The sequence below is a fragment of the Enterococcus sp. 4E1_DIV0656 genome (assembly GCF_002140695.1).
Taxonomy (GTDB): domain Bacteria; phylum Bacillota; class Bacilli; order Lactobacillales; family Enterococcaceae; genus Enterococcus_D; species Enterococcus_D entomosocium.
Window position 1 is genome coordinate 989,065 of record NZ_NGLF01000001.1, and the last position, 12,173, is coordinate 1,001,237.

At 43.2% G+C, this 12,173-nt stretch carries 16 protein-coding genes; 4 read left to right on the forward strand and 12 right to left on the reverse strand.

Translation table 11 applies throughout. The annotated features are described in order from the left end of the window. Window positions 1-7: 7 nt before the first annotated feature. The 6 genes from rsmG to A5882_RS04680 all read right to left on the reverse strand — a co-directional run bounded on the left by rsmG (window position 8) and on the right by A5882_RS04680 (window position 3,517). Complete coding sequence (rsmG, locus tag A5882_RS04660; RefSeq protein WP_016611681.1) at window positions 8-724, reverse strand: 16S rRNA (guanine(527)-N(7))-methyltransferase RsmG; 717 nt, start codon at window positions 722-724, stop codon at window positions 8-10. A gap of 142 nt (window positions 725-866) precedes the next feature. After that, window positions 867-1,010, reverse strand: coding sequence for a hypothetical protein (locus A5882_RS19725; RefSeq protein WP_005232938.1), 144 nt, complete (start codon window positions 1,008-1,010; stop codon window positions 867-869). A gap of 11 nt (window positions 1,011-1,021) precedes the next feature. Further along, window positions 1,022-1,792 carry an Asp23/Gls24 family envelope stress response protein gene (locus A5882_RS04665; protein WP_005232937.1) on the reverse strand — a complete coding sequence of 257 codons (771 nt, stop codon included), beginning with the start codon at window positions 1,790-1,792 and terminating at the stop codon, window positions 1,022-1,024. Between the two features lie 24 nt (window positions 1,793-1,816). Then, window positions 1,817-2,008 (reverse strand): DUF2273 domain-containing protein, encoded by a 192-nt coding sequence (locus A5882_RS04670; RefSeq protein ID WP_005226258.1) that lies wholly within the window; start codon window positions 2,006-2,008, stop codon window positions 1,817-1,819. Between the two features lie 7 nt (window positions 2,009-2,015). Next, window positions 2,016-2,585, reverse strand: coding sequence for an alkaline shock response membrane anchor protein AmaP (amaP, locus tag A5882_RS04675; RefSeq protein ID WP_005232936.1), 570 nt, complete (start codon window positions 2,583-2,585; stop codon window positions 2,016-2,018). Window positions 2,586-2,623: 38 nt separating this feature from the next. Then, a complete protein-coding gene (locus tag A5882_RS04680) occupies window positions 2,624-3,517 on the reverse strand; it encodes an SDR family oxidoreductase (protein ID WP_008376956.1) in 894 nt (297 codons plus the stop codon). A 256-nt stretch (window positions 3,518-3,773) separates the two neighbouring features. Here A5882_RS04680 and A5882_RS04685 point away from each other — a divergent pair, with 256 nt between their 5' ends. From A5882_RS04685 to A5882_RS04695, 3 genes are all read left to right on the forward strand, one after another. Then, entirely contained in the window at window positions 3,774-4,226 is a 453-nt protein-coding gene (locus tag A5882_RS04685; RefSeq protein WP_016611678.1) for a DUF2188 domain-containing protein, read from the forward strand. Window positions 4,227-4,576: 350 nt separating this feature from the next. Next, window positions 4,577-5,044 (forward strand): DUF5626 family protein, encoded by a 468-nt coding sequence (locus A5882_RS04690; RefSeq protein WP_005232933.1) that lies wholly within the window; start codon window positions 4,577-4,579, stop codon window positions 5,042-5,044. A gap of 16 nt (window positions 5,045-5,060) precedes the next feature. After that, complete coding sequence (locus A5882_RS04695; protein ID WP_005232932.1) at window positions 5,061-5,579, forward strand: helix-turn-helix domain-containing protein; 519 nt, start codon at window positions 5,061-5,063, stop codon at window positions 5,577-5,579. A 105-nt stretch (window positions 5,580-5,684) separates the two neighbouring features. On the opposite strand, the gene mnmG is transcribed toward A5882_RS04695, so the two are convergent. Both mnmG and mnmE read right to left on the reverse strand, forming a co-directional pair. Next, window positions 5,685-7,577: a tRNA uridine-5-carboxymethylaminomethyl(34) synthesis enzyme MnmG gene (gene mnmG / locus A5882_RS04700; protein WP_008376950.1), complete on the reverse strand. Its 1,893-nt coding sequence runs from the start codon at window positions 7,575-7,577 to the stop codon at window positions 5,685-5,687. Between the two features lie 33 nt (window positions 7,578-7,610). Further along, on the reverse strand, window positions 7,611-9,008 hold the full coding sequence (gene mnmE, locus A5882_RS04705) for a tRNA uridine-5-carboxymethylaminomethyl(34) synthesis GTPase MnmE (protein ID WP_086372481.1): 1,398 nt from the start codon (window positions 9,006-9,008) through the stop codon (window positions 7,611-7,613). A 238-nt stretch (window positions 9,009-9,246) separates the two neighbouring features. Between mnmE and A5882_RS04710 the strand changes: the two genes are divergently transcribed. Then, window positions 9,247-9,576, forward strand: coding sequence for a heavy metal-binding domain-containing protein (locus A5882_RS04710; RefSeq protein WP_005226284.1), 330 nt, complete (start codon window positions 9,247-9,249; stop codon window positions 9,574-9,576). A 202-nt stretch (window positions 9,577-9,778) separates the two neighbouring features. Here the strand turns inward: A5882_RS04710 and jag are convergent, their stop codons facing one another. From jag to rpmH, 4 genes are all read right to left on the reverse strand, one after another. Beyond that, a complete protein-coding gene (gene jag, locus A5882_RS04715) occupies window positions 9,779-10,537 on the reverse strand; it encodes an RNA-binding cell elongation regulator Jag/EloR (RefSeq protein WP_086316718.1) in 759 nt (252 codons plus the stop codon). A 17-nt stretch (window positions 10,538-10,554) separates the two neighbouring features. Continuing rightward, a complete protein-coding gene (locus A5882_RS04720) occupies window positions 10,555-11,379 on the reverse strand; it encodes a YidC/Oxa1 family membrane protein insertase (protein ID WP_008376942.1) in 825 nt (274 codons plus the stop codon). Window positions 11,380-11,397: 18 nt separating this feature from the next. Then, window positions 11,398-11,733 carry a ribonuclease P protein component gene (gene rnpA / locus A5882_RS04725; RefSeq protein ID WP_008376940.1) on the reverse strand — a complete coding sequence of 112 codons (336 nt, stop codon included), beginning with the start codon at window positions 11,731-11,733 and terminating at the stop codon, window positions 11,398-11,400. Window positions 11,734-11,880: 147 nt separating this feature from the next. Next, window positions 11,881-12,015: a 50S ribosomal protein L34 gene (rpmH, locus tag A5882_RS04730; RefSeq protein ID WP_002356012.1), complete on the reverse strand. Its 135-nt coding sequence runs from the start codon at window positions 12,013-12,015 to the stop codon at window positions 11,881-11,883. Window positions 12,016-12,173: the final 158 nt, after the last annotated feature.

Sequence of the window (12,173 nt, forward strand, 5' to 3'; positions counted from 1 at the left end):
TTTCCTCCTATTTAATTGGTTGTTTCGCTGGCATTCCCGGTTTGCGGGGGTATTTCTTTGGCGTTTCTTTTTTCTTTTGAATGATCAAAAGATGGCGTTCATCGCCGCTGACCGGTAAGGTAAAGCTTTTTTCTTCAATAAATTTGCCGCCTAAGAGTGAGATCGCTGGTTTGGCTTCAACCAGTTCTTCCTCGCTTTTGGCAGCTTTGAGCGCATAAAAATAGCCTGCTTTTTTCACCAATGGCACACAGAGTTCCGTTAACACATTCAAACGGGCAACCGCTCGAGCGGTCACATAATCGAATTGCCCACGAAATTGCGGGTTTTGACCAAATGTTTCTGCACGGTCATGGTACAAGTGGACATTTTCCAATTGTAGATCCGTCACAAGAGTTTGTAAAAAGGTGATGCGCTTATTTAAAGAGTCGACGATCGTCACTTCTAATTCAGGAAACACGATTTTTAGTGGAATACTTGGAAAGCCAGCACCTGAACCGACATCGCACAAATGACTTTTCGGGTCAAAGGCGGTTTCAAAAGCTAAGGAAACAGAATCGTAGAAATGCTTTAAATACACTTCTGATTTTTCCGTGATTGCGGTTAGATTCATCTTCTGATTCCATTCGACTAAACGCTCGAAATAGACAGCGAATTTTTCCATTTGTTCTTCGGTTAAAACGATCCCGTTTTTGCGTAATTCTTCATGAAATTCTTCAGGTAGCATAACGAATCCTTTCTATTTTGTGAAACAGAAAAATGTTTCACAGACTAGTTCCTACTTTAACGCAAAAAGCAGTGCGATGCAATAGCCAGAGATTGCTTTCTAGGAGAATTTACTATTTTTTAACTGGGGCTTTAAGGTTGGTTTAAGGCATAGAAATTATACTCATTTCAATCCAAAAAACTTTTTTCATTTTTCCTTGACCAGCAAGGCTGCCAACCCTGCTGGTCAGCTTTTTTCTCAAAGAAACAAGCATTGATCTCAGGATCAATGCTTGTTTTTGTTTCATATGAAACTTTTTTATTTCACGCGAGGTTCGTTGTATTCTTCGATACGATCAGACGCGCGGGAAGCCGCATGTTTGGCTTTGTTGGTTTGACGTGAAGCAAAGTCGCCGGTTTTAGAAGCAGCTGACGTTACTTTGTCTTGAACCGTTTCTTGTTCCTCTTCGTATTCAGCGATTGTTTTCACATCCACAACGTTGATGTTGACTTCGATCACTTCTAATTGGGTCATTGTCGTTACTTCTTTTTGAATGACTTCTTTGACTTGTTCAGCGATTTCTGGGATGTTGCGGTCGTATTCAACCACGATATCTAAATCAACGGCTACTTGTTTTTTCCCAACTTCAGTATTGATACCGGCAGTCACATTGTCTGTATTAACTAATTTTTCAGCAATATTAGAGAAGAAACCACCATCGACCGTCAACAGGCCATCTACATTTTCTAATGCAATTCCGATAATTTTTTGGATCACTTTGTCATCATAGGTCAATGAACCATGAACGGGTGCATCCCCGGTTGGTCCTTCAAAATCGTTGTGGCCAGGTTTTGGCGGTGCTGGATGATGTCCGGCTGGATCTGGATTTCCTGGTGCTGGATGATCCCCTGGTTTTGGTCCATTTTGTTGTCCTGCTACTGCTTTTTCAGCATTTGGTACCACTGGATCAGGTGATTCAGTCATTGGAATCGCATTTTCATTGGCTTGATGATTGGTGTTGGGAACCACTGGATCTGGATGTGCACTGACATTTTTTTCATTGTTTAATTCGTTTTTATCGTTATTCATTAAAAATTCCTCCTATAAAATACGTTATTGTTGGTTAAAAAATTCGTCGATGATACCGGTACGTTGGAGATACAATCCTAGCGCAAAACCCAAACCTGTTAGGAGTAGAATCAGCAATGTTTTGAAAAAACCGATCGTTACAAACAACACAGCCAGAACAAGGCCGATTGCTCCAAAAATCAATGGGATTTTGTATTGTTGTAGTTCGTTCATCATAGCCCTCCTATTCTACTCGCGGGTTTTCCGGAGTCTCATTTTGTTCAAAATTCGCATAATTGACTTCGACTTTGACTTTTTCACTTGAGCCAAGCACTCGTTGGACATCTTGTTGGATTTCCGCCATTAAGTTTTCGGTTTTGCCAACTAAGGCAGACGTCCGTTTCAAGCGGCCTTTGATTTTGATTAAAATTCGATTTTTGGTCGCCTTGACATGAACTTTTGGTCCTTCAACAAATTCTTTTTCATTTACTTTCGTACGTACAAGTCCTTCGATCGCTTTCTTATCGATCGTCAATGCGCCCTTATCCTCTTTCAAAACAAAGGTTGTTTTGGTTTTTGGATAAAACAGCACGACTAAGATCACGATCAAGAATACGGCGATTAAAACAACGGCTACCCAAAACATATATTGACGCATAAACAAGTTGTCAAAGAAATACGTGACGACATTGCCTCTGCTGTCCAAACCAAATGGCAGCTGCATGTAAGGATTACTCATTAAAACGATTGGTAATAAGACAGTGATAAAGATCAACGAAACGATGATTGATACGATTTTCCACCCTTTACTCATAGGACACCTCCTCCTTTTTCTCCGATTTTTTGATAAGCTTACAAGTTGATGGCTTCTCCGCCGGTAACACCATAAATCTGTGCTGTCACATAGCTAGCTTTATTGGAAGCTAAAAAGACATAGACGGGTGCCAGCTCAGCTGGTTGTCCTGCCCGCTCCAGTAATGCTTGCTGACCAAATTCAGGCAGCTTGTCTTGCGGTTGGCCATGATCTAACTGTAATGGTGTCCAGATTGGTCCTGGGGCTACCCCATTGACCCGAATCCCTTTTTCAGCAAATTGTTTCGCCAAGCTGACTGTAAAACTGGCGATCGCCGATTTGGTTGCCGCATAATCCATTAAATGGGCGCTTGGACTAAAGGCTTGGACAGAAGTCGTTGTCACGATCGCTCCCCCAGCCGGTAAGTGTGGCTCAGCTGCTTTCACTAATGCAAACATTGAGATAATGTTTACCATAAAGGTGTCTTTCACTTGTTCAATCGGTAATTCTGCAATCGATGGCCGCGTGATTTGCTGTGCTGCGTTCAATACTAATGTATCTAACCCACCTAATGCTGCTACCGCTTTGTCAACGATCTCTTGTGGTGCCGCTTCGTCTCGCAGGTCATAGGGTAGCAAAATCACTTTGCGTCCGGCTTCTTTGATGTACCCTGCAACTTCTTCGGCATCTTCTTCTTCTCCTGGGAAAAAGTGCAGGGCAATGTCTGCTCCTTCACGAGCGAAGGCAATCGCTGCTGCTCGTCCGATCCCAGAATCCCCACCGGTAATCAGTACCCGCCGGTTTTCTAACTGCTGACTTCCCTCATAAGAGTCTTCACCACAATCAGGTTTTGGTCGCATTTCTTCTTGTAAAGCAGGCGTATCTTGTTCCTGTTTGCTGTATTTACCCGTGTGATAAAGTTCCCGTGGATCAGTCAAAATAGGTTCACTCATTCTTACGTCCTCCTTTTCTCTATAATAAAATTCTAAACCATTCATTTTTTTTTGGGAAATATAACGCTTTGTTAACAAAAATAAATCCTCGTTTATTAGAAAATGAAAAAAGAAAGTGCCCTCATTTTTGACCAGAAAGCAAATGATTTCACTTTTTTATAGAAGGGGGTAAACTAATAAGTAATATCTGGTGGTGCCTGTAAAAAGGAACCCCTAGGAAAATGACTTTGGATCAAGAAAAAGGAGGAACCAAACAATGCCTTGGAATGTCCGTGATTATCCTGCGTCAATGAAGAATCTAGACCCCTTAGTTCGTAAAAAAGCGATCGATATCGCCAATGCCCTGCTAGCCGATGGCTATTCCGACGATCGGGCGATCCCGATCGCCACGAGTCAAGCAGAAAAATGGTATGACAATGCAGATGAAGAGGAGAAGAAAGCTTTTCAGAAAGAGAAAAATCCGCAAAAAGATGATGCCCATCAAACCAATAAAAATGCGAAAAAATTAATGGATGCGGATGTTGAAGTTGTGTATGAAGAGGACCAATGGCAAGTCCGTTCCAAAGGAGCAAAACGTGCCAGTGATCATTTCGACAATAAAGCAGAGGCCATCGCCCGTGCCAAAGAAATTGCCGAAAATAAAGAATCCGTGGTGAACGTTTATAAAAAAGACGGCGACCATCAAAAGGATATTGATTTAGGAGAATAAAATTGGCCGCAGAAAAGTGGAAGGAGGTCTTACGTTTGTCGTTTTAACGGCGCGAAACGTTACCTTCTCTTTCGCTTTTTTGTTTCCTTTTACAGCTAGGTTTGGTTAAAACTAAAGCAACCGCTTCTTTAACGTTTCTTTTAAAAAACAACGTTTCATTGTCAGAAACCTAAAAAACGAAGACCTTTTGAATGAACCATTACGTTTAAAATTTCTCGACATCCTAAAAAATAAACCTATGAAATGCTGCTCTAGCAACAACTGTAAACCATCCGTTGCCGTTGCAAATTAGCTTGTGCTTTCTTTAACTAGCCAAACCTTGTATACTTAAACTATCAAAAGTGCAAGGAGTGGTATTTGTGAAAAAATTATTTTTTGTGCCGTTTATTTTTATTTGTTTCTTCTTTGCTCTCCCAGCTGCCGCCCAAACAGTGGAAGAACCTGAACTCGTTTACGACTTAGCATCAGATAGTCCCTATGAGCAGCTGATCACCGTAGATGAAGAAGGCAACGAGTTGATTTTGACCATTGAAAAATTGCCGTCATTCCGGGCAAATCTGGCAGCAGGAACGTATCGCGTGTCAAAAACATCCACCGGTAATTGGACCGCTAGTTACAATGTCACGGTCAATAGCCGCAATCAATTTACAGGCACTTCGAATTTAAGTTTAGTTGCTCACAGAGGAAGTATCACTTCTAGTTCATTAACTCACACGTCCACTAAAGCCACCTGTACGTTTAAGCAAAAAGCAGGTATAATCACTACCAATGGGAGTGTCGTAACCACGATCTCAAATGGGAAGCTAGTTGTTAAATAGCAGATAGGAGCATACATTGGCTTTAGCAGAACAATTAAAAAGCTGTCGCGAGTCTTCCGGATTGTCGCAAACAGCAGTCGCAGAAAAATTACAGATTTCACGCCAGTCGATTTCAAAATGGGAAAACGGGCGCGGCTATCCAGATATTGAGAATTTGATTTTGTTGAGCGATCTCTATCAAGTCTCGATTGATGAGCTCTTGCGGGAAAACGAAGCGTTAAAAGAGCGGATCGAAACCAATAATCAAGAGATCAACGACAAAAAAGAAAAATTGTCGTTACTCCAAAGAACGATGGCAACGGAAAAAGATGAAAGTCTGCTCTTGCTACTGTTAGCTGGAATCGGCTCATTTCTCTTTCCATTAGGTTTGATTTTAGATGGCTTTGTCTTATGGCGTAACAAAAAGGCCAATAATTTTTATGTATTGATCTATATCGTCTGTGCCTTCTCAATTTTCTTGAATTTGTACGATGGCTATGTCCATCTCAGCAACATCATGAATTGGGGAACCACTACGATTGAAAAAGTTGAATAATTCAATTGCTAACACAAAAAGCCCGCTGCGAGTTACTCTCGTAGCGGGCTTTTGACACTGTATTTACCATTTATAAATTGGTTTTTCAAAGAATATTAACCGTCTTTAGTTAACCTTTGCAATCTTCCCTTGTTCGATATACACCATCAAAATACTAATATCAGCTGGGTTTACTCCGCTGATACGGCTCGCTTGGGCGATGGTTTCGGGTTGGATTTTTTGCAGTTTTTGTTTGGCTTCTGTTGCCAAGCCATTGATAGCGGCATAGTCGATGTTTTCAGGAATGCGTTTGGCTTCCATCCGTTTGAGTTTCTCCACTTTTTCGAGGGCTTTTTTAATATAACCTTCGTATTTGATTTGGATCTCGACTTGTTCGATCTCTTTTGGCTTCAATGCTTCATTGGCTTCGATAAATTGCAGCATTTCCGCATACGTCACTTCAGGCCGGCGCAAGAATTCATTTGCTAAAACGCCATCTTTCAAGGTGGCCGTCCCTTTGGCAGTCAAATATGCTTGTACTTCTGGCGTTGGTTTGATGCGGATTTTAGACAAGCGTTTGATTTCTGCTTCAACAGCTTCTTTTTTCGCTACATATGCTTCGTATTGCGCTTCTGGGACGAGCCCAATTTGATGTCCCACTTCGGTCAAACGCAGATCGGCATTATCATGACGCAGCAATAAGCGGTATTCGGCACGAGAGGTCAATAAACGGTATGGTTCATTGGTTCCTTTGGTCACCAAATCATCGATCATCACACCGATATAACCGTCGCTGCGTTTCATAATGAAAGGTTCTTTGCCTTGAATTTTCAAAGCGGCATTGATGCCAGCAATCAAGCCTTGACCGGCCGCTTCTTCATAGCCGCTGGTTCCGTTGGTTTGTCCTGCCGTAAAGAGGTTTTCGATGACTTTGGTTTCTAATGTTGGACGCAATTGATGAGGTACCACGACATCATATTCAATGGCGTAGCCCGTCCGCATCATTTCCGCTTTTTCTAAACCTGCGATGGAATGCAGCATTTGGACTTGGACGTCTTCTGGCATAGAAGTAGAAAGCCCTTGAACATACACTTCTTCGGTGTTCAATCCTTCTGGCTCCAAGAATAGTTGGTGACGAGATTTGTCTGCAAAACGCACGATTTTGTCTTCGATGGATGGACAATAACGGGCACCTACCCCTTCGACGATCCCTGTAAACATCGGCGCCCGATGTAAATTCTGGTTGATGATTTGGTGCGTCCCTTCGTTCGTATAGGTCAACCAGCAAGGTTCTTGGTTTTGATTGTAGGCTTCATCGGGTGTGCTGTAACTAAAGTGATTCGGTTGTTCATCGCCAGGCTGGATCTCCGTTACCTCATAGTTGATGGTGCTGGATTTGACCCGCGGTGGTGTACCGGTTTTAAAACGAGCGATCTCTAGACCAAGCTCTTTCAAATGATCGGCTAATCCAATCGATGGCTGGGAGTTGTTTGGACCAGAAGAATACTTCAACTCTCCAATGATGATCTCCCCTCGCAACGCTGTTCCTGCAGTGATCACTACAGCTTGGGCTTGGTAACGAGCGCCTGTAGATGTCACGACGCCACGGCACTCGCCTTCTTCAACGATCAGCTTTTCAACGATCCCTTGGCGCAGTGTTAGATTGGCTTCTTTTTCGATCGTTCGTTTCATTTCAGCCGCATAGGCATGTTTATCGGCTTGCGCCCGCAAAGCCCGCACTGCGGGACCTTTTCCTGTATTGAGCATCCGCATTTGGATGTAGGTTTTATCGATATTTTTGCCCATTTCTCCGCCTAAAGCATCGATTTCGCGCACCACGACGCCTTTTGCTGGTCCGCCGACGGAGGGATTACAAGGCATGAATGCGACCATGTCTAAGTTGATGGTCAGTAAAAGGGTTTTTGCCCCCATTCGGCTGGCTGCTAAGGCAGCTTCTGATCCGGCATGGCCGGCACCAACAACGATCACGTCATAACTTTCTGCTTGATATTCTTGCATGGTGTTCTCCTTTTTACGCCAGTGGCGCATTCTTTATTTTCCTAAACAAAACTGACTAAATAATTGGGTGATCAACTCATCTTGGACACTGTCGCCGACAACTTCTCCTAGATAGTCCCAGCAGCGTGTCATATCGATTTGAACCAAGTCGACAGGCATTCCTGCTTCGATCCCTTGGATGACCTCAGACAACGACTGAACGGCATTTTCTAATAAGGCAATGTGGCGGGTGTTAGAAAGATAGGAAGCATCCTTGTCGGTGGTTTTCCCCCCAAAGAATAGATCGGCAATGGCTTGTTCCAGTTGATCCAAGCCTTCGTTGGTCAATACAGAGACAGAAAAAATCGGTTCATCTGCTGCGTACTGCGCTAATTCAGTGGGCGCTAGTTTTGGCTCAAGGTCGGTCTTATTCAATAAGATGATCCGACGGCTGCCAGCAGTCAGCTCCAGCAATTGTTTGTCTTCCTGGGTCAATCCTTCGCTTTGGTTGAGAACCAGCAAAATCAACTCCGCTTCTGCCAGTGCTTTGCGGCTGCGTTCGACCCCGATTTTCTCAACGACATCTTCCGTTTCGCGGATACCAGCCGTATCGATCAGTTTCAACGGTACCCCGCGAACATTGACATACTCTTCAATGACATCTCGGGTGGTGCCGGCAATGTCTGTCACGATGGCTTTTTCTTCCCTTAATAAATGGTTCAATAAGCTGGATTTACCGACATTCGGCCGACCGATGATCGCAGTACTCAGGCCTTCTCGCAAAATTTTTCCTTGTTGGGCAGTTGCTAATAAGGCTTGGATCTGCCCTTTGACCATCGTGGCCTTTTCTAACAATAAGCGGGTCGTCAATTCTTCCACATCATCGTATTCAGGGTAATCGATATTCACTTCAACTTGCGCCAACGTCTCTAAGATCTCTTGGCGTAAGGTCCGAATCAAGTGGGAAAGATTGCCATCCAGCTGATTGACAGCGAGATTCATCGCCTTATCGGTCTTAGCACGAATCAGGTCCATCACCGCCTCGGCTTGAGAAAGATCAACCCGTCCATTTAAAAAGGCCCGCTTCGTGAATTCCCCCGGCTCAGCCAAACGTGCGCCTTGTCGTAAAACCAGTTGCAAGAGTTGATTGACGACAACGATCCCGCCGTGACAGTTGATCTCAACGACATCTTCTCGGGTAAAGGTCCGCGGCTTTTTCATCACTGAAAGCATCACTTCATCCATCAAACGGTTTTCTTCTGGGTCCACGATATGACCATAATGAATCGTATGACTAGGGACTTGGGCGAGGGTTTTAGTGCCTGCTTGAAAAATCCGATCCGCAATTGCGATTGCTTCTTCCCCGCTTAATCGCACAATACTGATGGCCCCTTCGCCTGGCGGGGTGGAAATTGCGGCAATCGTATCAAATTCTTGCGTAATATTCGCCATGTTGCATGCTCCTCCTATTTTTTCACATAAAAAAAGTGCCCACTCCACCCGTCAAATTGATTGAAAATCAATAAAAACGAGTAGACTTAGCACTTTGACTGCTTGTCAATTAAATTCTGGAAATAGATTAGCACATTTTTGCGCGAGTCGCAAGCTTCCTTCAAAAACTTTTAAATTTTGCATCTGTCCGCAAAAACCTTTAAAATAAAAGCAAAGAATAAGAAAAGAGGGATCTATTATGGAAACCATCAAATCATCAAACAGTGCTGCCCGCATTAAAGAAATCATTTTATCGACAGGAAACGTGAATCGGCCTTATGTCGTGCGGGATATCGTCTTTGCGGCAGACAAAATCGAAGTAGATCTATTTGATACATCTGTGAATTTGAACGATCTTTTGGCAGATGTGACCTATCGCTTAAAAGAAACCGCCCACAGCTACGGTGCGAATGCAGTGATCAACTGTCATTTCGAACACGACCGCATCGTCGAAGGCGACAAAACCTACCTTGAGATCTTTGCCTATGGTACGGTGGTTCAATTTACTCAATCAACCATTGGCGGCTAATTGCCCCTTTGAACAACGAAATACAAAAAAGAGTCCGCGGCATACGGACTCTTTTTTGATACCAAAGGCTGACCTACGTAACGTATGTTGACTTTGATAAGAATGATTTCTAGTCAAGGATACTTGGTTTTAAATTTGTTGTCAATCGCTTTTTCCCATCAAAAAAGGGAAAGGCTTGTCAGACCGCCTTTCCCTTTTTTCATTAAATTCGTTTGTCCGCAGGTTCCACTACTAAGTAGCGATACGGTTCATCCCCTTCAGAATGAGTTTGAACATACGCATCTTTACTCAATACGGAATGGATCTGTTTTCTTTCAAACGCCGGCATCGGCTCTAAAAAGACCGGGCGGCCTGTTCGTTTGACTTTTTCAGCAGTACGGCTGGCCAAACGTTCTAAGATCGCTTGACGTTTTTCACGGTAATCCCCGACATTCACAACGATCGACAATTTGTTTTTCGCGATGCGATGAATATAAACTTGCGCCAAATATTGCAGTGCATTCAAGGTTTTGCCGTGCTTCCCAATCAAAATGCCTTGTTTTTGCGTTTCTAATTGAAAGACGATCACGCCGTCTTGACGAGCGGTTTTTACTAAGGCAGGTGCATTCAATGCTTTTGAAATATTTGTCAGATAGAGTCCCAACTGAGCCAGTGCTTCCTCATCTGAAAGATCCGTCAGCAAAACAGGTTCGCTCGCGGCCGCCTCCATCACACTGCTTGCATCCTCTGTCGTCACAGGATCTGGTTCTACCAGCGGTTTTGCTGGTACTTCTTCAACGGGTGCCGGTTCTTCAACGATTCTTTTTTCAATGGAGACCCGTGCTTGTTTTTTTCCTAGCCCCAAGAAGCCTTTTTTTCCTTCATCCAGGACTTCGATTACTGCTTGATCTTTGGTGATACCAAGGACTTGCAATCCCTCTTGAATTGCTTCAGCTACTGTCAGATTTTCATAAATCGGCATTGCAGTGCAACCTCCTCTTATTTTTTCCGTTTCTTTTTAGGACTCATTGCTTTTTTCAGGGCTCGTTCACGCTCGCGTTCTTTGCGGGCGGCTTCTTCTCTTTCTTGGCGAATCTTGAATGGGTTATTTAAGATCATTGTTTGCAAGACTTGGAATGCATTAGAAACAACCCAGTACAAGGAAAGACCGCTGGCAATGTTGATCCCCATCAGTAAGATCATCATCGGCATAGCGAAATTCATGATTTTCAAACTCGCATTTGATTCCACTTGGCTCATACTTGATAAGTAGGTACTTGCAAAAGTAAAGAGCGCCGCTAAAATCGGCAAGATGAAGTATGGGTCACGATCACCCAGCTGCAGCCATAAGAATTTTCCTTCTTGCAGAGCAGGAACCCGTGAGATCGATTGCCACAAGGCCATCAAAATCGGCATTTGTACCAATAATGGTAGACAGCCGGCATAGGGATTGACATTGTTTTCCGCATACAAACGTTGTGTTTCTTCTTTTAACTTGCTTTGTGTTTCTGTATCTTTTGACGCATATTGCTGCTGCAGCGCTTTTAGCTTCGGTTGTAATTCTTGCGTTTTGCGCATGCTTTTGGTTTGAAAGTGCATCAACGGCATCAAAATGACCCGGATGATCAATGTAAAGAGGATGATCCCGATCCCGGCATTGCCGAAGGAGAGGGCTTTGATCGCCTCTGCAAAATAATAAACGATGTAACGATCCCATAGACCGGTACTTTGTGCATTTACTTCACCTGTTGCACCGCAGGCAGATAAGACAACTACTAATGAGAGAACTCCCAAAAATAGTAAGACGCGTTTCCCTTTTTTCACGTAACTAATTCCTTTCCATTAATGAATAATTTTGGCAAGCTTTAAGACATGCTCTAAATTCGAGTAGATTTCCTTTGAGGAACAAGTGGCGATACTTGGACGGGCGATCACAATAAAATCGATCGCTGGTTCGATTCGCGGCTTCATTTCCGTTAAGCTCGCACGAATCTTACGTTTGACCTCATTTCGCTTCACTGCATTACCGACTTTTTTTCCTACAGATAAACCAACTCGAAAATGTGATTGCTCTTTAGGTAAGACATACACCACGAACTTCCGATTTGCAAAAGAATTTCCTGCCTGAAAAACTTTTTGAAAATCTTGCTCTGTTTTTACTCGATAGGATTTTCTCATCTTCGGTTCCTTCACTTCTTTCAATTAAGCTTCGCGAAACGGATTGAATCCGTAACCACTCACCTGTCAATAATACCATATTTGCCAAAAGTCAGACACTATATTCCGCAAAAACGGCATAAAAAAAAACCACTGGCATTCAGTGGCTTACGCAGAAATAACCTTTCTGCCTTTACGACGACGGCTAGCTAAAACACGACGTCCATTTTTTGTACTCATACGTTTACGGAATCCGTGAACTTTTTGACGTTTACGTTTATTTGGTTGATACGTTCTTTTCATTTATTTCCACCTCCATCAGGATAATGCTTATGCGCACAGACATACTTTGATAGTATAACGAGTCAAGTACTAGTTTGTCAATAAGAAGTTTGCTCAAAATCGACCATTCTTTATCCACAATTCCCTTGATTTGTGTGGGTTTGCTGTTTACAGCTAAT